Here is a 25,446-nt window from a genome sequence, read left to right as displayed (position 1 = left end):
CAAAATAATTCGCATTTAAATATGTCTACAATTAAAATCGGTGGAGCAACGCTCAACCAAATGCCATTGGACTGGGCTGGGAATATTTCCAATATTAAAAGCGCCATCCAAGATGCGATTTCCAAAGGCATCAATATATTATGTCTTCCTGAATTAAGTATTACCGGCTATGGTTGCGAAGATCTCTTTCTCAGCCACTGGTTGCCAGAAAAAGCACTGTCATTTCTTCCTGAAATCGCAGAAGAATGCATCAATATTACTGTTGCTGTGGGATTACCTTTGAAATATGGAGGACATCTTTATAATTGCGCATGCGTTATCAAAGATCAACAAATTTTAGGTTTTACTGCAAAGGAGCATTTGGCCAATGAAGGTGTGCATTATGAACCTAGGTGGTTTTCTTCTTGGCAATCAGAAAATGACGCACATATCAACATTAATGACAATCAATACGTACTAGGACAACCCATTTACAATATTGATGGGATAAACCTCGGCATAGAAATATGCGAAGATGCTTGGCAAAATAGAAGACCTGCCATAGACTACGCTGAACAAAATGTGGATGTGATTCTTAACCTGAGCGCAAGCCATTTCGCCTTCGGCAAAAAAAAGGATAGGGAAAACATAGCAATTCCCGCTAGCGAGGATTTCAAATGTGTTTACGTATACACAAATCTCCTCGGAAATGAGGCTGGGAGGATGATTTACGATGGCGAAATTCTCATAGCCCAGTACGGAAAATTAATTGCTCAAAACCAAAGGTTTTCATTTGAGAATTATCAAATTGTTTCGACAAATGTCGCAATTCCTCGACTGCAAACAGTATCGCATCAAGATATAATTGATGAAGACATTAACAAATCTCCTTTGCAAAATGACTTTACTTCAAAAGAAGAAGAATTCGCATATGCTTCAGCATTAGCATTATTTGATTACCTAAGAAAATCATGGAGCAAAGGCTTTGCTTTATCTCTAAGTGGAGGCGCTGACTCCAGCGCATGCGCGGTCATGGTCTCACAGATGATTAAAAGGGGAGTTGAAATACTTGGTATCGAAACATTTCTATCAAAAATTCATAGAGAAGATTTAATAAAAAAGGCCACTGTTTCAGATAATCCCGTAAAATTTATCTCCTCCAATATATTTACCACAGTCTATCAAGGAACCAAAAACTCTGGTGACGCGACCTTCGATTCGGCTAAAAACCTAGCCGAAAGTATTGGAGCCACATTCTATCATTGGAATATTGATGACGAAGTAAACTCTTACACTGAAAAAGTGGAAAAAGCTTTAGGTCGAAAATTAAAATGGGAGAGCGATGATTTAGCTTTGCAAAACATTCAAGCCAGAAGCAGGTCGCCAATCATTTGGATGATTGCAAATATTGAAAAGTATTTATTATTGACAACATCCAATCGTAGTGAGGGAGACGTGGGCTATGCAACCATGGATGGAGACACCAGCGGCAGCATTGCCCCAATAGCTGCTGTAGACAAACACTTCGTATTGCAGTGGTTGAAATGGGCTGAAAGCTCCCTTGGTTTTCACGGACTCAAAGATGTAAATAGCCTTACGCCAACAGCTGAATTAAGGCCTCCTGAGCAAACCCAAACTGATGAGCAAGACCTCATGCCTTACAACATAATTGTCGAGATAGAAAAATTAGCTATTAAAGAATACAAATCTCCTTTGGAAGTTCTTAACATTCTTAAAAAGAAGAATTTAGAGCCTGAAAATTTACTAAAAGCTCATATTGCTAAATTCTATCAAATGTGGTCAAGAAACCAATGGAAAAGAGAAAGAATAGCTCCGGCTTTTCATCTTGACGACTTCAATGTTGATCCAAGAACTTGGTGCAGATTTCCAATTTTATCCGGTGGATATAAACTAGAAATTGAAGAAATGATGAATGAATAAAACAAAAGCTGGGAAAAGATTCCCAGCTTTTGTCATTATAACCCCAATGTCGATACGGCAACCAGCACTGCAAGCACCGCACCTGCCAAGGGACCTAATATTGGCACAAATGAATAGCTCCAATCGCTACCTCCCTTGCCGGGAATAGGCAAAATAGCATGCATAAACCTAGGTCCTAAATCTCTTGCCGGATTAATAGCATATCCAGTTGTTCCTCCCAGCGACAAACCAATTGCAACTACAACAAACGCTATTGGAATAGCTCCAACAGAACCCAAGCCTATGCTCAAGACTTCCGTGTCTGCAATATTGGCATCAGGTCCTTGTATATAAAAAACAGATATCAATAACACGAATGTGCCTATCATCTCGCAAAAAAAGTTTCTCGCTTTATGCCTGATCGCAGGGCCAGTGCAAAATGTCGCCAACATGGCTCCTTGATCTGATGACACTTTATAATGATCTTTGTAAAACAAAAAGACCAGCATCGCCCCCAGCATTGCGCCTAAAAGTTGCGCGATAATATAAACCGGCACAAAAAACCAATCAAACTTTCCTGCCAAAGCCAGTCCAAAAGTCACCGCAGGGTTCAAATGCGCTCCACTATAGGGGCCTGCAACCAAAACGCCCACAAAAACGCCTAAGCCCCAACCTAAAGTGATAACAATCCAACCTCCATTATTACCTTTGGTACTATTCAGTACTACATTTGCCACTACTCCATTTCCTAATAGAATAAGCAACATCGTGCCTATAAATTCTCCCCAAAAAGCTATTTCCATATTTCTTATTTTAAATAATAACCTTCAGCAAGTTCCTTGTAAATATTGACTTGCTCTTTTTTCCAAGAATTATCATGCCCTAATTCTTTAGCCATAATTTCAGCGACTACAGGAGCTGCCTCGATACTTGCTCGGGCATCTAACAATAATGCTCTGGTACGCCTTGACATAACATCTTCTAGCGTCACAGGCATTTCATTTCTTACCATCCAGACAATTTCAGCCTTAGTATAAGGCAATCTTTCATGGATGAAATCTTTCAAATCTGGTTCTTTGATCATCAACTCATTTATATATTCTTTATCAGAACCGTATTTTGACAATGGATCAGTTTTGTCATGTCCTTTTGCCCAACCATGAATTGGAAGATCTTTGGTAATACAAGCCTTATCTTCCAAACCTGCTATCATTGCGGCTTTATCGACTGTATCTTCAGCCATTTTTCTATAAATCGTCCACTTGCCGCCTAATATTGACACAAGCCCTGACAACGAAACAGTAATCTTATGCTTTCTTGATATTTCCTTAGTAGACTCGTCTCCTTTTTGTGGCGCCGCTAATGGCCTTAAACCTGCAAAAACACTTAAAACATCTTCTCTACTAGGCACTGAAGCTAGATAATTCGATGCCGTTTCCAGCACGAAATTTATTTCACTTTCCAATGCTCTTGGCTCCAAATCAATATCATCCAAAGGAGTATCCGTTGTGCCAACGACAACTTTATCATGCCAAGGCACTGCGAACAAAACTCGACCATCCGAAGTCTTTGGTATCATGATAGCTTTATCTCCTCTCAAAAACTTCTTATCCAATACCAAATGAATTCCTTGGCTTGGTCGAATGGTCTTGGGTGAAGATGGATCATCCATTTGCAAAATACTATCCGCAAATACCCCTGTGGCATTCACAACCACTTTCGCCTTAATATCGAACTCTTTACCAGATATCTTGTCCAAAGCCTTGAGACCGCTGACCAAATTATCCATGTTCTTGTTCAATTCCACAACCTCAAAATAATTCAAAGCTGTTCCTCCATTTTCGACAAATGTTTGAGCCAAATTAATCGCCAATCTAGAATCGTCAAATTGTCCATCATGGTAGATTACACCACCTTTCAAGCCATCCTCTTTCAAATTAGGCAAATACTCCAGCGTCTTTTCTTTGGAAATATGAACAGAAGGTCCCAAGCCAAGTTTACCGGCCATCAAATCATATACCTTCAGACCGATGGTGTAAAATGGTCCTCCCCACCACTCATAACTAGGAATCACAAACGACTGGTCATGAACCAAATGCGGTGCGTTGTGGTATAACAAACCTCTCTCATGCAAAGCTTCTATCACCAACGATATATCCCCCTGAGCCAAATACCTGACACCGCCATGCACAAGCTTAGTGCTTCTGCTTGACGTACCTTTGGCAAAATCGGACTGTTCCAACAATAGTGTTTTGTAGCCTCTTGAAACAGCATCCACTGCAACTCCTAATCCAGTCGCACCTCCTCCAATGACCACGATATCCCATTCTTTGTCCAAGTTCTCCTCAAAAACTTGAAGCATTATATCTCTTTTCATAACGATTAGCTTATTTCTATTTTCAATCTTGTCAATGCAATACTATCAATGAAAAACCCGAATTATTCCACCCAATTTTTAGAGCGGTCAAGAGCTTTATGCCAATACTTGTACAATTCATCAGCCTTTTCTTGCTTCATCGAAGGAGCAAACACATTATCTTCGTGCCAATAGCTTTTCAGCTCTTCCACACTATCCCAATATCCAACAGCCAAACCCGCCAAGTACGCAGCCCCCAATGCCGTCGTTTCCAATATATGTGGTCTAACAACCTTAAAGCCAAAAATGTCAGCTTGAAACTGCATCAACATATTATTCGCCACTGCGCCTCCATCCACTCTCAACTCCTCCGGCTGAATACCCGTATCGCTAACCATGCAATTCATCACATCCTTTACTTGGAATGCAATACCCTCTAAAGCCGCTCTTACGATATGCTGAACTTTAGTGCCCCTGTTTATACCTAATATTGCTCCTCTGGCATATTGATCCCAATGCGGAGCGCCTAAACCTGTGAGAGCGGGCACAAAATAAACCCCTCCATTGTCATCGACCTCCAAGGCCATTTTTTCGCTATCCTTTGAATTTTTGATTACTTCCAAGCCGTCTCTCAACCACTGTATCACCGCACCTCCTATGAAAACGCTTCCTTCCAAAGCATAAGTAACCTTGCCATTTATTTTCCATCCAATAGTTGTCAATAGATTATTTTTCGAAAGAACGGGTTTGTTTCCTGTATTCAACATCATAAAACACCCTGTCCCATAGGTGTTTTTCGCCATCCCTTTATCCAAACACATTTGTCCAAACAGCGCGGCCTGCTGATCCCCGGCTATTCCTGCCAAAGGCACCTTGGAAGCGAAAAGCGTTGATTTAGTTTCCCCATAAACTTCTGAAGAGGACTTAACTTCCGGCATCATGCTCTTTGGTATATCAAACAACTTTAGCAGGTCCTCGTCCCACTGAAGCGTATTGATGTTAAACAACATGGTTCTGCTCGCATTGGAAACATCTGTTATATGCTTTTCCATATTGGTGAACTTCCAAATCAACCAGCAGTCCACAGTGCCAAATGCAAGCTTGCCTTTTTCCGCCCTTGCTCTTGCTCCGTCTATATTATCAAGTATCCATTTGATTTTAGTCGCGGAAAAGTATGCGTCAAGAACCAATCCTGTCTTCTCCTGTATCATACCAGTCAATCCCTGTTCTTTCAAAGAGTCGCAATACGCGGCAGTCCTTCTGTCTTGCCATACAATTGCATTGTAAAGCGGCATGCCGGTCTCTTTATCCCATACGATTGTTGTTTCCCTTTGATTGGTGATTCCTATGCCTGCAATGTTTTTTCCATTCAAACCAATCTTTGTAATTGCTTCCGCAGCCACAGAAGCTTGAGAGTACCATATCTCATTGGGATCATGCTCTACCCACCCTTCTTTAGGAAAAAATTGGGTAAACTCTCTTTGTGCCGTGGAGATATTCTCCCCCTTATGATTAAAAACTATTGCTCTGGAACTCGTTGTCCCTTGATCTAATGAAAGAATATATTTTTCCATGTACTTTACCTTGATATTTCAATAACAACATATATAACAGCCATATGTTATCTCTCAAAAAATCATGCAATTTGTACACTCTCGCTTCCTTTTTAGGGCAAAAAACTCATAAAAAAAGCGAAAAGAAATATTTCTTTTCGCTTTTACAAACTGTTATAATCAAAGTTACTTATTCATAATACTTTCAATTTCATCCACTTCTATAGGAATATTCTCCATCAAGTTCGTTGGCGAACCATTTTCATTCACCACGTAATCATCTTCTATTCTAATGCCAATATTCTCCTCAGGAATATAAATTCCCGGCTCAACAGTAAAGACCATTCCCCCTTCAAGCTTAGCATCCACATGTCCATAATCATGCACATCCAAACCAAGATGATGCGATGTTCCATGCATAAAATACTTCTTGTACGCTGGCCAATTCGGATCTTGACCTTTGATATCCTGATTATCGATCAGCTTCAATTCCAACAAATATTTTTCCATTTCCAAGCCCACTTGCTTATGATACTCCGGTATTGTAATTCCGGGCTTCAATAGCTCTTTTGCAAACTCCTTCACAGCCAATACAGCATTATAAACTTGTTTTTGTCTATCAGTATATCTTCCATTTACCGGAATCGTACGTGTCATATCAGCATTGTAATTGGCATATTCCGCTCCAACATCAAACAGTATCAAGTCTCCATCTTCGCACTCTCTGTTATTTTCAATATAGTGCAGGACACATGCGTTAGCTCCAGACGCTATGATCGGATGATAAGCGAATCCATTGGAACGATTTCGGATAAACTCATGAATGAACTCCGCTTCTATTTCATACTCAAAGACTCCAGGCTTGACAAACTCCAATACTCTTCGAAACCCTTTCTCAGTAATATCGCATGCTATCTGAATCTGCGTAATCTCCAATGGACTTTTCACCATTCTGATCGTATGCATGATGGGATTGGAGCGCTCATAAGCATGAGCCGGGTATTTTGACTTGCACCATTCGATAAATCTAGCATCTCTGGTCTGCACCTCCACATTCGCTCGCAAATGCTCATTGGTATTCACATAAATGCGTTGAGTTTTCAAAGCCAACTTTCTGAAAGTCTGCTCAAAATCCTCCAACCATTGCACATTGCTTATTCCCGAAGCTTCTTTAGCGTGATCCTTAGTATATTTATACCCTTCCCAAACAGCTATATGCTCATTTGTCTTTTTGATAAACAAAATCTCCCTGTCATTTTCGTCAAGAGCGTCTGGGTACAAAAGCAAAATGGTTTCTTCTTGATCAATCCCGCAAAGGTAAAACAAATCCGAATTTTGTTTAAAAGGAAGGGTACCATCAGCATTTGAAGGCATTATATCATTGGAATTGAACACTGCTAAACTATTAGGCAGTATTTTTTCAGTAAATCTAGATCTATTATCGACAAATAGCTTCGATTCAATTGGTAAGTATTTCATAAATTCACTTTTGCTCTAAAAAAGACAAGGTAATAAAATATGCATTCTGGTGAAAATAAAACACAAAAGGTTGGCCAATAACTGCCAACCTTTCACAAATCTATAATTAGAACCCTATGAATTTACTGCAAACTAGCGATAATTACGCTATATGAATTATTAAGCTTGTTTTTTCAAAAACAAAACTACTTGATTAGTGCATCCAATAACTGTGATGGCAGCACTTGATATAGTGATGAATTCCGCGATTTCCATTTTATATAAAATTTAATGATTCAAAAATGAACTCTTTGATTAGCTACAATCTTGATTATGATTGCTTTTTGAAGAACATAATCATCTGGTGAGTGCATCCCATTACTGTAATGACAGCGCTCGAAATTGTGATGAATTGCGCGATTTCCATTTTGATAAATATTATTGCTTAAATTTAAATTTTCTCTTCTGACAAACAGTTACTAAGCCTGCTTTCTAAAAAACATAATCAATTGATGCGTGCACCCAGCAACTGTGATGACTGCACTTGAGATAGTGATAAATTGTGCGATTTCCATTTTACTTTATTGTTTTAGGGTTAATTTTCATTCACATAAGGCATCAGCATCTGCCAATGCCTTATAGAGATTATCTTATTTCTTATAAAATTCTCTTAACTGATAAGAACAACCCAAGACTGTCAAAGTGACTGCCATTGCAACAATTAGTAAAGCTAGACTCATAATCAAATGGTTTGAAATGTACAATAATATTTTATCTTTAAAACATCATTGAGCAACCTTTGTTTTGATAATTTCCAGCTATTTTTTAGTACTTGTTGCTGTGCTGTTCATTATTTACATTACAAATGTAGAACTATTTTTTTCAATTATAAAAACACAAAATTCATGAAAAATTTGCATCAAAAGTAATTTTATACTAAATTATAAGATTGAACGGAATTCAACCCTTCGATGGAAACTTGATCACAGTATTTTATTTGGCTTGTCAACGAAATCTTGAAATAATAATTTTTTTCTAAAGCTTTACCCGCAACTGTGTAATAAATTCAGAGAAATTCAACTTTTCCTCTTCATTTTCACTTAAATCATATTTTCTCTCCCGAGAACACTTTGCCCACAAGGATAATTTATCATTAATCCTAAGCTTAAATAATAGAAACAACTTCTCTCCTGTGCCATTGAACATGGTATTCTTAAAGTGATTAGGCACATTTTGCTCATACAAATATACTCTATTATCAAACTCGTCAAGTTGATAAAAAACCACACCCGCATGTAAGATAAAATCGTTTATTGCATATTTTATTTCTTGTTTTATCAACCATCCTTGAGAATCAAGCTCGCCTTTCTTCAAAAATTTGGATATTAAATCTCCGGAAACCCTTATATTCTTCTGTAAAAAAGTTCGGTAACTAAGTCTGCCACTATACTTGGACATCTCAGCTGACTTGTATTTTCCTTCATCTTTTAAAGTAAACGGGTAAGAGTCATTCTTCAGCGTCAGACTTATAAATGATTTCCTCGAAAAACTTCTTGTTGCTCTTAACTGCGCTACAACTCGCCGAGTATCAAATAATCTAACAGACATTTTCATATCCTCGAACCATGCACTTTCCAAATACCCATCTAGTTTGAAATTTTGTGAAGGAAATACCTTAAGCCCTACGTAAATAGCTCTTTCATTGGAAATACTCGATCCCAACCTCAAAGCAGTGCCATAAGGCGAAAAATTATCAGGACTGAAATTGCGATAATTAATGCTTGCATGCACAAATGGAGATATCTTAAGCACACTTCCTGTTGTATATGCTTTCAGTTTCGACTTTTCCCACACCGCTTCACCAAACAAAATACCTTTGTCAAAATGACGAGTGAAATAAGCAGATGAATTCAAACTAGACTTTCCTTCGTATGCGTAAAAAGAATAATCCTTTTTTCTTAATGCCACAGTATTGCTATAAGACATATAAGCAACAGTCAAACCTAGTTTAGTCTTTTCATCCAATTCATAAGTATTGTTTATCGCTAGAAGTTGAATGCCTAAATTATCCTTCTTTTTCAAACTAGCCAAAGTATTGTGGCTACCGCTAAAATTCAAACTAGTCGCTAAATCATCATCATTCAAGCTAGCGTCTTCTCTATTATAACTAAAGGCGACAATCGTTTTTAATTTGGGCAAAGCCTTGAGCTCCATAGCAAAACCTCTCTGTTGCAAATACTCTGAAGAAGAAGCAACTGCATGCAGACTGTTTATATGATGCTGATAAATTCTTATAGGATCCCAACTTTTTGAAACTCCATACGCATTCCCCAACAACAAGCCTTGTCCAAAATGCAACTTGAAATTTCCGACGACGAGGTTTTCAACTCCTAAGCTCTCAAAATATTCTGTCTTGACATAATATGAAATATGGTCTATGAAACTCTTGCCGGTATTGATTTTAAAAGACTTTAGCTCTCCCGGATCATTTTCCAGTAATACACCATACCTGAACTTTCCCTTTCGCGCTTGATATCTTGTCATCAGCCCCCAAGCGCTCCCTAAATCTTCAGTATTGTCATAAAAAATTCGTTCTTTAAAATGATACTTAACATCCAAAATGCTCCAATTCTTTGGACCACACTGAGGATTTTCAGACGAGCTTTCAAAACTAAAGATCTCCGCCAGAGCCCTTATTTCGTCCATTCTCATTCCTTTGACAAAATACAACTCTGATTTAGACCTGATCGGACCATAGCGTTCCCTATATCTAATCAAGTTTTCTATTTGCTCTTCACTTAGCCAAAATACAACTCCCAACTCATCCGCATCTATTTCATTAATCAATAATTTTTCATTTTTAAAAACCTCTACAACATCTTCCAAATTCCTTAAATCCGTTTTTTCCCCCATCTCCACAGAAGAATCAAAACCATATATTTGAGTTTGGGCAATCGCATTATTGCTTAAAAACATGAAACCAATCACAACCAGACGGTATAAATTCTTACAATTCATATAGCAAGCCTAATTGCAACCTTTCTTTGAATATAAAATTATGATTAGTCGCTATAGAGATGTTTAGATGCCTTAAAGCATTCAAACCCATTCCAAATCCCAACTCTGTGCCTCCTTTACTTGTCCCCACGCCTCCAAAGGCCGAAATCTTTTCATTATTAGAATTCCATTCTATTCCCAAAGCATGTATAAACTGCGCCGTGATTGCTGGTGCTTTAATCATCTCCAATTGATAAGAAAACTCAAACTTATTCATCACATAAGCTACGCCTGTCTTTGCGCATGCTTGAGCATCCCCCATAATTCCTATGCCCTCAAAGCTCGCGCCTACAGCCAGTTTCTCACTAAAATCATAAATTCCACCAAAATCAAGAGAAAAAGCATGTTTACTGCCTTGCAACTCATTGGTTCTTTGAGTTGCATTCAAACGTATCCCAAAAGACCCATTGGAAAAGCCTTTGGCAAAGCCCAAGCCTAGGTTTGAAATATTGTAAATGTCATTGCCGAACTTATCAATAGCCATAAATACCGTCCCCGGTTTCATTGACTTCATGATCATCAGACCATAAACAGGCAAAGAAATATCTTGATTGAGCTTGCTGTAAACCATCCCAGCTTGTAGACTATGCTCTTTCAAATGATCAACCGTCCCCGCAGGATTATGAAAAGCCGACCATTCATTTCTTGAAGCCACCACAGCTCCTGCTTTAGCGGAAACAGAAGGCCCTAAATAATTGCCAGGACTTTGCCCTTTAGCCACTAGGCATAAAAATGCCATTATAGTCCAAAATGTCGAGAAAATTTTATACATTGATATATACAGGTTATGCAGAAAAATGGGAAAGCTCCCGCTCTTTGAGCTCAAAACAGATCTATGAGTTTGACTTCAATATTTCTTGATTTTCAATCAATTTTTGATTCACACTTTCTTAACAATATAATAACCATGCAAAAAAATCACATAATAATAAAATTTTTTAAAATAATTTGCATATTCATAGCTATCGTCTTCACTACTGCGTATGGATTTGCTCAAAATAACGCATCATATCACTCCAATGGCCAAATCAAAGAAAAAGGCGATACGCTAGCCAATGGATCAAAAAATGGCATCTGGACCTTTTACTACGCCAATGGGCAGGCGAGCTCAATAGAAAACTACAGCAATGGAGAACTGGAGGGAAAAGTCACTTATTACGACACGCTTGGCAATATCAGCGCCATGGAAAATTGGAGCGATGGACTGCTCGAAGACTCTGCTTATTACTACTATCCTAATGGCGAAATCAAAAAGAAAGGCATCTATAAAATGGGCGCATACGAAGGGATGTGGAAATTTTACGATGACAATGGAATAATCACACGCGCAGGCCATTACAAATGGGGACTGCCTGAAGGACTTTGGCAATACTATGATGCAAAAGGGAAATTAGCCAGTGAAGGAAACTTCACCAATGGAAAGGAAAGCGGCGAATGGAAATATTTTCGCAAAAACGGCACATTGGAATATTCAGGCCTTTACGAAAATGGCGAAAGAAAAGCGCCATGGTATTACTACAACAAGAAAGGCAAAAAATTTGAAATTGAAGCGGAGTAACGACAATAAAATAATTAAATATGCGGATCAATAGTTAAAAATTGGCTAATATCAAAAGAGCAGAAGCTAGTTTGCCATAAATATGGACCATTAGTCCCTTCTCTGATCTTACTTTAGAGGCATCTTGAATACCTGTTTTTTCAATTAACCAATTGAAAAATACTTCAACAGGTTGTCTGACACTAGAAATTGCTTTTCCCCATTGTTTTCTAAAAGCATGGGCAAACTCTCTGTAATATGGAGATTCTCCTTTTACTAATTTCTCAGGTGTAAGTAATGATACATTGTTATTTTTGTACAATAAATCCTCTAATTCATGGTCAGCATATGCTTTATCCGCAAAGACTTTACAATTTTTTAAACCAGCCAATACACCTTTTACTGGTGGTAAATCATGATTAGATGCTTTAGTGATTCCTATAAGCTCTGGAGTAGGCATTTTGTCAATAACTCTTAATGAAACCATATGTAGCTTAACACCATAATAATGTATTTTTTTACTCGATGAATATGTTTTATCAGCAATATTTGACGCAACTTTCCCATTACCTCTTCCTTTAGAAAGTATAATTGGCATTGAGTCAATTAAACGGTCTGTTTGTTCTAAATCATGACCAGATAAAAGCGTTTCAACTAAACTATTAACAAGCATAGGCAAAATAGATTCTAAACGATTTAAACGTTTTGAAAAAGCTTGATAACTAGGCAAATGAGGAAACCAATCTTTCCAGTAATTTTGAATGAAACGATGTATTTTCTTAATCTTAAATACTTCTTCTTCAATAACTGAAAAGAAATAACAAGTCAGGATTTCAACATCACTAAACTTCCCTTCATTGGAATTATTACTGAATCGTTGACAAAAATATCTCAAATGAGTGTTATATTGATTGGAGATATAGCTGTAGAGTGTTATTAATCTTAATTTTATTGGCATAAAACTAAGTTAAAACTCTTAGCTATATTTTTATTACCTAAATCTTACTGTTGATTCGCATTAAATAATAAAACATCCTACCCTAAAATATATTTCGAGTATAAGACCGTGTAGAAATATGCTCGAAATAAAAGAACAATCGCTTACAGGAATCAAATTCATTGACTTATTTGCTGGGATTGGCGGGTTTCATTATGCCTTGAAATCATTCGGAGCCGAATGCGTTTTCACGTCAGAATGGGAAGAGCATGCCTCCACAAATTACCTGCTTAATCATCATGCGCAACCTACAGGAGATATTACTAAGATAAGCGAATGTGCTATTCCTCCGCACGACATGCTTTGCGCTGGTTTTCCATGCCAAGCATTTTCTGTTTCCGGCAAGCAAAAGGGATTTGAAGATGCTCGAGGCAGTCTTTTTTTTGATATTTTAAGAATTGCCCAGTTCCACCAGCCCAAAGTCTTATTTTTAGAGAATGTCGCACACCTGCTGCACCACCAAAATGGAGAAACTTTCGAATTCATTCTATCTACGTTAAAAAAAATCAATTATAATATTCATTACAAAATACTCAATACAGGAGACTTCAAACTTCCTCAACATCGCAAAAGACTATATATAGTCGCTATCAGAAAAGACATTGATGACTCCAACTTCACTATTCCTCAAGGAAACTCCCAATGCGTTGCTTTGAATTCATTGCTTGAAAAGCGCCATAAGCCATTGCCCTCTATCACAAGAAACGACATTCTGATTTATAAAAATTATCACCCTGAAATCTCGCTTGATGGCAAAGAAATCCTCCCCAATCGTCCAATCCAAATAGGAAAAGTCAATAAAGGCTGTCAAGGTGAAAGAATCTATCACCCACTAGGACATGCTATCACTCTATCCGCATACGGTGGAGGTGTAGGCGCTAAAACTGGCTTATATCTCATTGGAGGAAAAGTGCGGAAGCTAAGTCCCAGAGAATGCGCTAGACTTCAAGGATTTCCAGAATATCACATACTGCCGTCATCTTCCAATCAAGCGTATAAACAATTCGGCAATAGCGTTTCAATAAATGTTTTGCAACACATACTATTCAATATTGCCAAACTTTCATTAAGAAAAATATGAATGCATAGTCATAGAACAACGCTAAGTTCATTTCAATAAAAAGATCTATCGTCTTCCTTTCATAGGGTGAATTGCTAAAGAAACTTGTTTCACATCGGATAAAATAAACACTTCTTGTTACTTGCTCAAAAGCTATATTGCAAGCGAACGAAAAGTTGCAGTCCCATATCACCAAACTCTGTATCTTGTCTTCCCCAATAAGTTTGAGCGATAAAAAACAAGTCCCAGTTTTCAGCTACTGAATAATTAACAGATGGGGCCAAATAAAAACTGCCATCAAAAGGATTTAACAATGTTGACACATCAGCGCTAAGCAATGGATTTATTGGGTACGAAGCAGAGATAAACATTTGCATTTTAGATTTTGTATAATCCATCGCGGTCATCATACTACCATTTGGGATCATGGATATATTCTCTCCTTGACGATTAGTTGATCCTAATGAATTATACAATACCCCCGCTTGAGCAAAAATACCATTATTAAAATTATAATTGGCTAATAAAGAAGCAACAAGAGCTTGTTTTAATTCTTCATTATCGCTCATAGGTTCATAATAGGTAAACTCTCCATTGAAGCCAGCTCCTTCTATATTTCCAGACCAACCTCCTCCAACAGTAAAATACTCTTCATTTAATATTCCCATCATCACTTGGGCATCATAAGTTCCTATTACCGTGCGATACAAACCTCCTAACGTATAACGACGATCATAATCCATTTTAAAAGCTAATTCCACGCTCGATGTTGAATTGAAGTAATATTGTCCATGGACAGCATCCGCTCCCGGTCGTTCAGGATAGTTAAAGTCCAAATAAGAAAATGTATTGAAAATATCATTTGGCTCCCAAATACCATTGATCCCCCAGTTGATTCTCTGCCTACCGATAGTTGTCTCAAACTTCCCAAAAGTCATCTTGACATTCATACGGTCAAAAGTGCTTAAAAAGTAACCGCTTTTCCCACTGTGCCAGACCATTGTCAATGGCAAATAGCCTTGATCTTGAATAGAAAAATTGTTCGAGCGATAACCTTGTTCGTTCAGAATGTCATTAATTGCTGAATTTTGCTGTCCATATGAAGCTATTGTCCTCAAGCCTGCATTTAACTGCAACCAATCATTCGGACGATACTCTAGATTCAAACGATTATTGAACTGATACAATGCATAAGCCTTAGGCTCCATGCCAACTTTTTCCTGCGCTTTATCGCCATTCAACCAAACTTGAGGCATCAATTCAACTCTGCCGTCAATATAAAGCTTTTGCTCTTGCGCTACGAGGTTCGAAGAAAGCAATGCTATGCAAAGTATCAATATGTTAGTCTGCCACTTCATTTAATTGGCTTACTTGCTCGTCTTTGAATACTTTTCCATCAGTGATTGTCACGACACGTTTGGCTCTGTCGATCACTCTTTGATCATGCGTAGCAAACACAACGGTCACATGCTCCTCTTCGTTCATCTTAGCCATCAAATCCAGTAATTCTTCCGTCGACTTGGAATCCAAGTTCGCTGTAGGTTCATCAGCCAAAATAAAAGCTGGTCTGGAAGCTAAAGCTCTAGCCACCGCCACGCGTTGTTGTTGTCCACCAGAAAGCATTGCAGGCCTAATATTAAACTTGTCGCCTATTCCAAACTTATCAAGCAATTCATGAGCTCTTTTATCCCTGGTAGGCTTATTCACGCCTTGCAATTCCATGACAAACCCAACATTCTCGCCTGCCGTCAATACAGGAATCAGATTATACGACTGAAAAACAAATCCGATATTCTTCAATCTAAAACTTGTCAATTCAGAAGCAGACAATGCTGTCATGTCTTGGCCTTCAATTAATATCTGTCCCGAAGTCACTTCATCCAAGCCTCCCAGCAAGTTCAACAAGGTCGTTTTACCACAGCCCGATGGGCCTACGATAGCTGTAAACTCGCCTTTTTCAATTGACAAGCTCAAATTATCAACCGCCTTTACAGGAACCGCGCCTTCATAAGTTTTATTCAAATTTTTTATCTCAATTATTGCCATGATCTTCTTTTATAAATTTCATACTTGCTTATGATCTTAATGAATCCGCCGGCTTCAATCTCACCACATTGTACGCAGGATACAATGAAGCCAAAACAGCCATCACAACAACGGCAATGCCTGTAAAAACCAAAAAGCCAATCGTCACCTCTGGATAAATCATAGTATCGTAGCCAACATAAGCCATACCATCTCCAAACATGCTCAAATCAAAGCCCACACGACTAAAATATTGACTAACCATCGCTCCAAAAGCTATACCGACCACAGCCCCTGTAATGGATAGAAAAACCGTTTCCCACACTATCATCAAACATACTTTAAAAGGCTTCATGCCGATTGCCTTAAGCATTCCCAGCTCTTTCTTTCGCTCCATTATCACCATCATCATCGTATTGACAACTCCGAAAATCAATGCTATAAGAATAATTGCGACAAAGATAGCCCCAAACATCGCAGACATATCTCTCTGCGTCTCTAATAATGGATCTATTTCATTCCAAGTTCTTACTACTACACTTTGATCATCTATAGTCCCTGACAACTTCGCTTTGACCTTATCTTTTTCACTCTCGTCTAAAAGTCTTAACGCAATCTCGGTAATGCTATTCGAGCGCGGCATTTCCAGCAATGCCAACAAATCGTCTTGATTCACAAATACATTCACTCCATCAAAGGCATCCTTTTGATTGTCAAAAATACCCACAACTCTAAATGCACCATAAGTGATCTCTCCATCAGCCTTCACCAAACCTAAAACAAGCCTCGACTTTACTCTGGCAGTAAGTTGGTCCGCTAGTTTTTTCCCGATTATTATAGGTATTGATTGATCATTGCTCAAATAAACTCCATCAACGATTTTTTTATGCAAACCAGTCACCCTAGGCTCATTTTCTGCGTCAATCCCATACGCTATCACACCTACATTCCCTTCCGCTGAAGAAAGCATCCCGCTTGCTTTCACTCTTGAGGAATAAGAAACCACCTCATGCATGCTTGATAATATGCTTTCAATACCTTCAACCTTAGGAATATAATCTTGAACATTTTCATCCATCAGATACCTTTTATTGTGAATCTGAATATGCGACAGCTCATTTTCCCAAGCCCCTTTCACGGATTGGTTCATCATCCCATTCATGAAGCCATCTAGCAAGATACTTCCAAAAAGCCCAATAGCTATTGCCGCCATTATAGTAATGCTCCTTATCTTATTGCGCCATACATTGCGCCATGATATCATTATAGTCATAGCTTCCAATTTTATTGATGAAATGATTCCGTTATTTTCTCCTTAAGAGCATAAAATATTGGATATATAGCCACCAAAATAGACATGCCAAATACGACTTTAGCTTCACGCATAAACATATCCATATTGCATGCGAACTGAAGGTAAGGCGGCATATTGAATTTTAGCATATTCTCAGCCATAGCTCCTGTTAATTCAATTGGATTAACATGATAATAATACATCATAGGCCATGCGAATAGACAACCGAGCATTACTCCAGCGATCCCTAGAGTCAAACTTTCCAACACCAACATTATTGAAAGTTTCAACTTAGACATGCCTAGAGCTCTCATTACTGCTATTTCTTTTCTTCGTTCCATGATTCCCATGAGAATAGTTCCAAACATCCCCAAACCAACAACCAAGTAAATGATTCCCACAATTACTGTTCTTGACTGTTCTTCCAAATCCATCATTTCCACCATCTCTGGATAGCGTTCATCCCATCTCATCAATTCATATTTTTCAGAGCCCAAAGCTTCCAACAAATCCCTTTGTGTTTGCTTCAGTTCAGAGATTTCATTCAATTCTATCGATAATGAGCTTAAAATATTTGGAACATATGGAGAAAAAGCCTCTTGGGCACTATTCAAGGTCAAATAAGACATGGTTTTATTTTCAACTGGCGTTGGCAAATCGACGATGCCTTTTACACGGTACTTTTCAGCAACAGTTACTCCTTGATACCCAGAACTATAAATAAAAATTGAATCATTAAGCACATTTATATTCCCTCCAATATCAAAATCAGCTACTTTCAGGTATTTCGCCAAGTCTTTTGATAAAATAATTCCCTTATCATCTTCGGAATCAAAATAATTTCCCCAAATCAGCTTGTCAGACAAATTAGTTTGAGCCTTCTCCAGTTCCGGGACAACTCCTATTATGTATGAAGTCTTAGTTTGCTCTCCAGTTGAAATCAATGTGAAATTTTCCAATTTTGGAGAGAGAGACTTCACATTAGGATTAGTTGCCAAAATTTCGTTAAGCTCTTCTGTATAGACAAAACTATTGTTTATGGACTTCTTATCCCAATAGCCATTCTTATGCAGACCAATAGCTCCATTAGTTTTGATCAAACCATCGAAAATCATATCTCCAGAGCCAGTCTTCACAGCAGCATAAAGCAATGCGAGAAATATAGCAAGCCAAATTGAAGCAATAGTCGCAAGACTCCTCTTTCTATTTCTCCAAATGTTTCTCCATGCAATGATTATCACACCTTTCATAACATTCTCATTAAGGTTTAATACGCTTCATATTCTGAATGCTGAACATCGATTTGCTTACTGATGGCTCATCAAAAGACATCGAAATTGTTTCCATCTCTGTCCTTTGCCCGGGTTTCTTCACTGGAATCATAGTCAACTTAGCAGGCAAGTATCGCCCGTCAAAATCCTTAAAATCACTCGCTACCTGATGTGTTACAAGCTCATCCAACTCATTATAATACTTAGCCTCCACTACATTAAAATGCTTCTTGTCAATCCATACCTGTACTTTACTCCAAACTACAGGAGCTTCAGGTTTGGGAATCAACTCTATGGAATAGCAATCGAAACCTCCCTTATTTTCACCTTCCTTAAATTCACTCTCATAATCATTGATAAAGGTTCTTTCCCTTACCAAGTCATTATTGGAAAAATCAGACCCCATCCAAGATGCCGACATCATGGAAGGAGGGATCTTCATCATTCGGTTGATCTTTGGAAGCCAATTCCACATATTGTTTTCCCTTTTCAAAAACACTTGGCCTTTATCCCTTGCAGGAGACATGATATATATAATATAATACTCCTTGCCGTATGACCAGTTTTTCAGAGAAACTTCCCTTTCATATTCAGGTCGAACTATTCTCATTTTCATTTCTGAGATGCTTGTTTCTCCAAGTTGCTGATCGTAAGATTTAACCAACACCTGAGTCGCTGTCAAAGATTGGCTATTCACCATCGATCCATATAAAGCGAAAATGCCAAAAAATATAAATGCTTTAATTGCCTTCATAATCAATATCTCTAATCTTTTGCTTAAAAATGTTTCTTATAAACCCCATATCAATCATTGGATGTGATTCTCCCTCATGCGAAATATAGCTAATACTCGCTCCAGATAACGCAAAATTAAAAAAAGCAATCTCTTCTGCCGATATCCCTGCCAATGACATGAACCTGCTCATTTCTTTATATATTTTTGCTATATCGCTTTCTTTCTCTGTTTGCAATCGCTCGATAATTTTCTTGGCTTCTGGCTGAAATGATAAAATTGTAAGCATCCTCCAATACTCAGGCTTTTGTTCTATCGAATCAAATACCAAATCTATCATCTTGATCATTTTTTCCTTATTGTCAACGGGGATGATTCTATCGGATATAAAGTCCATCTTCTCTTCCAAGGCTTTTTCCATTACTTCCATCAAAATATCTTCCTTACTTTCGTAGTAGTTATAGACAGAACCCTTGGAAATTCCAGCCTCTTTGGCTATCTCGCTTACCGACGAACTATCATAACCTTTGACGGAAAACAATCTTAAAGCCGCCTCTAAGATTGCTTTCTTACGTTCGGTTTTGATCGCCTCATTTTGCTCTTTCGTTCTTGGACTCATTTTTTTGACTAACCGTTTAGTCATTTAACGAAACCCATAACAAAGTTGTTGTTATCCTCCTTAAAATTACTTTGGGAACAACTCATTAAATCGAAATAAAATGATTTGATATCCTATTGATATGACAAGCTTTTAAAGCTAAAAAACATTAAGCAATTTCGATCCTAAAAATCCAAGCTAAACACAGCCTAATTACCATTTTTGATATTTAGAATTTTAAATGAATATTATAAAAGCTTCACTGCAAACAAGCTAATTCATGCTATTATCACTGCCTCGCATAAAAATAAAAATCGCTAATTTACTGAAAATTGAATTTTAAGCAATCCTTCAGATTCCATTAACGATTTTTACAAACTCTCTAATAATTTAGTATTAAAAGTTATTCTCCTGTATGGGCTCCGGTCATCTCATTTAATATTTTCTCAGCAATAGGTGGAACAGTGGTATTTGGTATTTCAGACTCTAACAATTTATCTATTAAACTCTCTATTTCAGCATTTTCAGCAAAATCATTATAAGATCGTAATACATACACTGAGGTATCATACAAGTAGAAAAGATGCTCTCCCCTTATCAACATTTCCAAAAGTGGTATTATGCCCAAACGACCTAAACGAGCCATTCCTTTAGCTGCGATTGTTCTTATATCGCTATTCTCGTCTTTATTCATTATTGTCAAAAATGTAGGAATCAAACTTTTATCGCTAATCTCCTCCAAGGATTTGACTATCTCCCATCGAAATTGATCATGTTGAACATTAACTAATTGAAGTAAATAAGGAATAGCATGCTCTCCTCTTTTTACCATCATTTGGCGGGCTTTCTTTCTTTTAATTCCATCTCTATCCATCATCAGATACAACAACTCTTTTACTTCCGCCGGAAAATCAAACTCTGTCAAATCAAAAGCGTGTTCTCTGTGTCCCATATTTCTCCTGTTTTCTTCTCTCTTTCTCTTTATTAACTTTCTTTTTAACCATTAGTTTGTTCTCTTTCCCATTTTAAGCCCTCCATAATATTTCCATGAATATATTTAACAATCAAAACAAAACAAATACTATATTAACATCAATTAACACTTAAAATGCATTCATCCGATTTTTTCAGTATCTTTTGTCTTATGGTACGAACTATGAACTTATCATTTTGATTGGCCAATAACTTAAATTTTGATTATTTCTTATGAGTAAATTCACTGAAACACTAAAAACATTCCCTCGAACCTTTTGGGTATCGAATACGATGGAGTTGTTTGAAAGATGGGCGTGGTATGGAATGTTTGCTGTATTGGCAATTTACATCACTGAATCCACTGAAACAGGCGCGTTAGGGTTCACACAAGCTGAAAAAGGAACGATAATGGGCTCTATCACAGGTATTCTATATTTATTGCCCGTAATTACTGGTTCAATCGCCGATAAATTTGGTTATAAAAAAGTCTTGCTAGTAGCATATGCGATCATGGCAAGCGCTTACTATTTGCTTGGCCAATTCAATACATACTATGCTTTCTATGCAACATTTTTACTTTTAGCGATTGGAGCGGCGCTTTTCAAGCCTGTAATCTCAGCATCAGTAGCCAAAACAACAAACAAAACAAACGCATCCATTGGTTTCGGAATTTTCTATATGATGGTTAATGTCGGAGGCTTCATTGGGCCCTTCGCTGCTTCCAAAGTAAGAAACCTAAGTTGGGATTATGTATTTATCATGAGTTCTTGCGCTATCGCAATCAACATCTTGCTTGTGCTGTTTTTCTATAAAGAACCTGACAGAAAAAAAAGCAAAGAACCCCTTACCGATGCTATTCTTCAAACATTATCCAACATAGTTGAAGGCTTAAAGGATATAAAGTTAGTTCTTCTTTTAGTGATCATCGTAGGTTTTTGGACGATGTTCAACCAAATATTCTACACATTGCCAAACTTCATTGTTCAATGGGTCGACACCACACAGCTTTATGACGCTATCCATAACATTTCCCCCGCTTTGGCAAGTGTAATAGGAAACGACAAAGGGGAAATTCCGCAAGAGATGATTATAAATGTCGACGCGGGTATGATCGTGCTATTTCAAGTAGCTGTTTCTGCATTTGTAATGAGATTTAAACCTCTCAATGCCATGATTGGCGGTATTTTAGTCTGCGGTATTGGAGTCGGAGCTTCATTCTTCACCAATAATCCTTTTTACATTGTTCTAGGCATCATGATTTTCGCTTTTGGAGAAATGAGCAGCTCTCCAAAATTCACTGAGTACATTGGAAGTATCGCTCCAAAAGGCAAGGAAGCACTTTACATGGGAATGTCCTACTTGCCTGTGGCTGTTGGAAATATACTAGCAGGCTACTTTTCAGGAACGGTCTACGAAAAATATTCCGACAAAATTTCATTGGTTGCAAGAGAACTTGACTCTAAAGGCATTGAGATCGAAAGCATTTCAAAAAGCTTTACTAAAACCGATTATCTAAACTCAGCCGCCGAAAAATTAGGAATGTCCCAAGATCAGCTAACTCAACATATTTGGGACACTTACAACCCTTCTAAAATTTGGTATATTTTTGCAGGAATTGGAGCACTGACTGTTTTAATGCTCTTTATTTATGATCGAGTAATTTTAAAAAAATCTAACTAATATACCCAAGCTTGCTTCTATCAGCAAGCTTTTTTTATGCTCAAACATTCAGTTCACGAGAACTATTTTTTAACTAACATATTTACATTATCATGAAATATTTGCAATTCAATAATCAAGACAAACTTCCGATCATTGGTTTAGGAACTTGGAAATCAGCTCCTGGAGAAGTTTATAACGCAGTATTAGAAGCTATAAAGATTGGATACAGACACATTGACTGCGCCTTCATCTATAGAAATGAGAAAGAAATAGGAGACGCACTTGAAGAAGCCTTTAGTTCCAATTTAGTCCAAAGAAATGAATTGTTCATTACGTCAAAACTGTGGAACAACTCTCATGAATCCGACAAAGTTGAAGGAGCATTATTGACTACTCTTAAAGATCTAAAAATCGAATATATCGATCTTTACCTTATGCATTGGCCTGTTGTTTTTAAAAACAATCTATTGGACCCGGAGTCTTCAAATGATTTATTGACATTAGAAGATGTTCCTTTATTAGAAACGTGGCTGGCAATGGAAAAATTAGTGAACAAAGGACTCGTAAAACACATAGGGGTTTCCAATTTCAACATTCCCAAACTGCAAAACTTGATAGACCATGCCAATATTAAACCAGAGATGAATCAAGTGGAAATACATCCATTCCATTCTCAAACAGATTTGGTTGACTTTTGCCAAGCCAATGATATCCTGATGACTGCCTATGCTCCATTAGGGTCAAATGACAGGTCTGCTGCAATAAAAGGAAAAAATGAAAAAAGCTTGCTTGAAAATGACACGATCATCAACATTGCACAAAAAATAAAAGCGACTCCAGCTCAAGTTCTTCTGGCATGGCAGATCAAAAGAAATATAGCCGTAATTCCAAAATCCGTACACGCCAATAGACTTAAAGAAAACTTAAATGCTCAATCCATCATACTTTCACAAGAAGACTTTGATGAAATTAATTCTTTAAACATCAATGAAAGATATATACATGGAGAGTTTTGGTCGTTTGAAGGTAAGGGCTACACAGCGGATGACATTTGGAACAAATAATTAATTAAAGGTCAAACGCCTTTGATATCAAGCTTTACACACCAAACTTAGGACTTGTATACAATTTGATAGGTGATTCCAGATAATCTTCAACACCATCCATAGAAGCTTGACATAAGAAAACAGGCAACAGCTGTCTGTTTTCTTTTTCGATCACCTCTGCTATAGTCTTTTGATATTGCTCCATTTCGCCCTCTTCCATATATGTCCAAGCCTTACTACAATCACATATTTGCAATTCAACTTTTGTCCCCACTCTATCCGCTACTTCTTGAATTAACTTAGCGCTTATTTCACGCGTAGATTGAGAAGCATACGCCATGCAAACCTTGTCATAGGTTTGAACTAAATACTCTACTATAGGCAAATCAATTCTGTGAACATCAGAATACTTTTCACTCAACTCTCCCAAACTTGAGCATGTGCAAATAATCAAAGAAGGCTCCAAAGATCTAATTTCCTCGATTAATTCTCCAAACTCATCTGGATTAGCTTTACCATAAGCTAATGCATCCTCCAATAATTTCTCATTGACATAATGACACGTAGGAATATCAGCACGAACTTCCTCTACCAACTTGTCAAACCGATCAATGTGGATACTAGATGTATGCAAAAAAGCTATCATATTATTTTTTCTTATTTTTCTTTTTCTTCGAAAAGCCTTCCAATGACTGGATTTCTTTCATCACACCTTTCCAGTCGTTAGTGTGGTCTTCTGTAAAATCCAAAGTCTCTTGATAATCCTGTTTTTCCACATCCAAAACTTGAATCTTTTTGCCCAAGTAAACCTCTATTTGATCTAACATCTCTTTCTCTTCGCTGCTGCAAAAAGACACTGCATTTCCCTTTTCTTTCCCACGTCCTGTACGCCCAACTCTATGCACATAATTTTCATCCTTATCTGGCAAATCATAATTAACAACGTAGTCCACATTTGGAATATCAATCCCTCTAGCACTTACATCAGTAGCAATAAGCAATTTTACCTTCCCAACCTTAAACTGACCAAGCACATCAAGTCTATCGGATTGTTCCTTGCCTCCGTGCATTGTCATACTCTTGATTCCAACCCTCTCCATGGCTTTGCTAACTCGCTCTGCTCGTACTTTTGTTCTCACAAAAACCAGAATTTTGCTCTCAGGATTTTCCTTAACCAAACGTTCCAAGAAAAAACGTTTGTCATCCATTTCAACAAACATCACAGAGTGATTAACATTTTTAGAAACGGGGTCTTTGGGAGAAATTTGAATTCTAACGGGCTTGAATACTAGCGAATAAGCCAAATCCTTGATTTTCTGATCAATAGTTGCTGAGAAAAAAAGCGTTTGACGTTTCTTGGGAAGAAATTTTATCAAATCTCGAATATCCTTGATAAAGCCCAAATCCAACATATGATCAGCCTCGTCAAGCACCAATATATCCACTCGATTAAGCCTTATAACTTTCTGACTCACAAGATCAAACATTCTTCCGGGAGTCGCAATCATAATATCAACGCCCTTCTCCAATCTTTTTATTTGACTGTCTTGCTCTACACCGCCGTGTACGCAAAGAATATTGAGATTAGTATAAGCTCCTAATTCCTTAAAAACCTCGGTTATCTGAAGTGCCAACTCTCTTGTAGGAACCATAACGACACATTTGATGCCGTCCTCTCTTCTTTGACGTGTTTTGTTTTCATGAAGCTTATGCAAAATAGGAATAGCGAAAGCAGCTGTTTTCCCAGTTCCTGTCTGAGCAATGGCTAACACATCCTCTCCTTTCAAAATGGGAGGAATAGACTTGAACTGGATATCAGTAGGTCTCCTAAAGCCTTTCAATGCAAGAGTTTTCTTTATTTCCGGAGCTATATAGTAATTTTCAAATTTCATAGTAAAGGTATAATCTAGATGCTATTCAGTTTA

21 protein-coding genes are annotated in these 25,446 nt (G+C 37.6%); 5 read left to right on the top strand and 16 right to left on the bottom strand.

From position 1 onward, the window contains the following. Positions 1–21 precede the first annotated feature (21 nt). Positions 22–1,920, top strand: a complete 1,899-nt coding sequence (gene nadE / locus AABK36_RS04920; protein WP_309941811.1) for an NAD(+) synthase — start codon at positions 22–24, stop codon at positions 1,918–1,920. A gap of 35 nt (positions 1,921–1,955) precedes the next feature. Here the strand turns inward: nadE and AABK36_RS04915 are convergent, their stop codons facing one another. The 6 genes from AABK36_RS04915 to AABK36_RS04890 form a co-directional block, all read right to left on the bottom strand. Further along, positions 1,956–2,702 carry an MIP/aquaporin family protein gene (locus AABK36_RS04915; protein WP_309941810.1) on the bottom strand — a complete coding sequence of 249 codons (747 nt, stop codon included), beginning with the start codon at positions 2,700–2,702 and terminating at the stop codon, positions 1,956–1,958. Between the two features lie 5 nt (positions 2,703–2,707). Continuing rightward, a complete protein-coding gene (locus tag AABK36_RS04910; RefSeq protein ID WP_309941807.1) occupies positions 2,708–4,276 on the bottom strand; it encodes a glycerol-3-phosphate dehydrogenase/oxidase in 1,569 nt (522 codons plus the stop codon). 62 nt (positions 4,277–4,338) lie between these two features. Beyond that, the gene (gene glpK, locus AABK36_RS04905; RefSeq protein WP_309941805.1) at positions 4,339–5,829 is read right to left on the bottom strand and encodes a glycerol kinase GlpK; all 1,491 of its coding nucleotides are present in this window, start codon (positions 5,827–5,829) and stop codon (positions 4,339–4,341) included. Positions 5,830–5,994: 165 nt separating this feature from the next. Further along, positions 5,995–7,287 carry an aminopeptidase P family protein gene (locus tag AABK36_RS04900; RefSeq protein WP_309941803.1) on the bottom strand — a complete coding sequence of 431 codons (1,293 nt, stop codon included), beginning with the start codon at positions 7,285–7,287 and terminating at the stop codon, positions 5,995–5,997. A gap of 1,014 nt (positions 7,288–8,301) precedes the next feature. Then, positions 8,302–10,284, bottom strand: coding sequence for a ComEA family DNA-binding protein (locus tag AABK36_RS04895; protein ID WP_309941802.1), 1,983 nt, complete (start codon positions 10,282–10,284; stop codon positions 8,302–8,304). Continuing rightward, complete coding sequence (locus tag AABK36_RS04890) at positions 10,274–11,095, bottom strand: hypothetical protein (protein ID WP_309941801.1); 822 nt, start codon at positions 11,093–11,095, stop codon at positions 10,274–10,276. The genes AABK36_RS04895 and AABK36_RS04890 overlap by 11 nt, the downstream gene beginning before the upstream one ends. 135 nt (positions 11,096–11,230) lie before the next feature. On the opposite strand from AABK36_RS04890, the gene AABK36_RS04885 reads away from it, so the two are divergent. Continuing rightward, positions 11,231–11,881, top strand: coding sequence for a toxin-antitoxin system YwqK family antitoxin (locus AABK36_RS04885; protein ID WP_309941800.1), 651 nt, complete (start codon positions 11,231–11,233; stop codon positions 11,879–11,881). 34 nt (positions 11,882–11,915) lie between these two features. Here AABK36_RS04885 and AABK36_RS04880 read toward each other — a convergent pair whose 3' ends face one another. After that, the gene (locus AABK36_RS04880) at positions 11,916–12,818 is read right to left on the bottom strand and encodes a transposase (RefSeq protein WP_338390291.1); all 903 of its coding nucleotides are present in this window, start codon (positions 12,816–12,818) and stop codon (positions 11,916–11,918) included. A gap of 118 nt (positions 12,819–12,936) precedes the next feature. On the opposite strand from AABK36_RS04880, the gene AABK36_RS04875 reads away from it, so the two are divergent. Then, positions 12,937–13,938, top strand: coding sequence for a DNA cytosine methyltransferase (locus AABK36_RS04875; protein WP_309937923.1), 1,002 nt, complete (start codon positions 12,937–12,939; stop codon positions 13,936–13,938). A 125-nt stretch (positions 13,939–14,063) separates the two neighbouring features. Here the strand turns inward: AABK36_RS04875 and AABK36_RS04870 are convergent, their stop codons facing one another. The 7 genes from AABK36_RS04870 to AABK36_RS04840 all read right to left on the bottom strand — a co-directional run bounded on the left by AABK36_RS04870 (position 14,064) and on the right by AABK36_RS04840 (position 20,790). Continuing rightward, positions 14,064–15,275 (bottom strand): hypothetical protein, encoded by a 1,212-nt coding sequence (locus tag AABK36_RS04870; RefSeq protein WP_309937922.1) that lies wholly within the window; start codon positions 15,273–15,275, stop codon positions 14,064–14,066. Beyond that, a complete protein-coding gene (locus AABK36_RS04865; RefSeq protein ID WP_309937921.1) occupies positions 15,259–15,963 on the bottom strand; it encodes an ABC transporter ATP-binding protein in 705 nt (234 codons plus the stop codon). The genes AABK36_RS04870 and AABK36_RS04865 overlap by 17 nt, the downstream gene beginning before the upstream one ends. Positions 15,964–15,991: 28 nt before the next feature. After that, positions 15,992–17,215: an ABC transporter permease gene (locus AABK36_RS04860; RefSeq protein WP_309937920.1), complete on the bottom strand. Its 1,224-nt coding sequence runs from the start codon at positions 17,213–17,215 to the stop codon at positions 15,992–15,994. Between the two features lie 11 nt (positions 17,216–17,226). Continuing rightward, entirely contained in the window at positions 17,227–18,486 is a 1,260-nt protein-coding gene (locus AABK36_RS04855; protein ID WP_309937919.1) for an ABC transporter permease, read from the bottom strand. Between the two features lie 10 nt (positions 18,487–18,496). Beyond that, positions 18,497–19,261 (bottom strand): outer membrane lipoprotein-sorting protein, encoded by a 765-nt coding sequence (locus tag AABK36_RS04850; protein ID WP_309937918.1) that lies wholly within the window; start codon positions 19,259–19,261, stop codon positions 18,497–18,499. Next, positions 19,248–19,859, bottom strand: a complete 612-nt coding sequence (locus AABK36_RS04845) for a TetR/AcrR family transcriptional regulator (RefSeq protein ID WP_309937917.1) — start codon at positions 19,857–19,859, stop codon at positions 19,248–19,250. Before AABK36_RS04845 ends, AABK36_RS04850 begins: the two co-directional genes overlap by 14 nt. Before the next feature lie 382 nt (positions 19,860–20,241). After that, positions 20,242–20,790 carry a HEAT repeat domain-containing protein gene (locus AABK36_RS04840; protein ID WP_309937916.1) on the bottom strand — a complete coding sequence of 183 codons (549 nt, stop codon included), beginning with the start codon at positions 20,788–20,790 and terminating at the stop codon, positions 20,242–20,244. Positions 20,791–21,044: 254 nt separating this feature from the next. Here AABK36_RS04840 and AABK36_RS04835 point away from each other — a divergent pair, with 254 nt between their 5' ends. Together AABK36_RS04835 and AABK36_RS04830 are read left to right on the top strand one after the other, a co-directional pair. Further along, complete coding sequence (locus AABK36_RS04835) at positions 21,045–22,493, top strand: MFS transporter (RefSeq protein ID WP_309937915.1); 1,449 nt, start codon at positions 21,045–21,047, stop codon at positions 22,491–22,493. 92 nt (positions 22,494–22,585) lie between these two features. Beyond that, positions 22,586–23,539: an aldo/keto reductase gene (locus AABK36_RS04830; protein ID WP_309937914.1), complete on the top strand. Its 954-nt coding sequence runs from the start codon at positions 22,586–22,588 to the stop codon at positions 23,537–23,539. 34 nt (positions 23,540–23,573) lie between these two features. On the opposite strand, the gene AABK36_RS04825 is transcribed toward AABK36_RS04830, so the two are convergent. After that, the gene (locus AABK36_RS04825) at positions 23,574–24,167 is read right to left on the bottom strand and encodes a hypothetical protein (protein ID WP_309937913.1); all 594 of its coding nucleotides are present in this window, start codon (positions 24,165–24,167) and stop codon (positions 23,574–23,576) included. Position 24,168: 1 nt separating this feature from the next. Further along, positions 24,169–25,413 carry a DEAD/DEAH box helicase gene (locus tag AABK36_RS04820; RefSeq protein WP_309937912.1) on the bottom strand — a complete coding sequence of 415 codons (1,245 nt, stop codon included), beginning with the start codon at positions 25,411–25,413 and terminating at the stop codon, positions 24,169–24,171. Positions 25,414–25,446 lie beyond the last annotated feature (33 nt).

This window comes from Aureibacter tunicatorum, from assembly GCF_036492635.1.
GTDB lineage: Bacteria > Bacteroidota > Bacteroidia > Cytophagales > Cyclobacteriaceae > Aureibacter > Aureibacter tunicatorum.
This window is presented reverse-complemented; position numbering and strand designations above follow the sequence as displayed.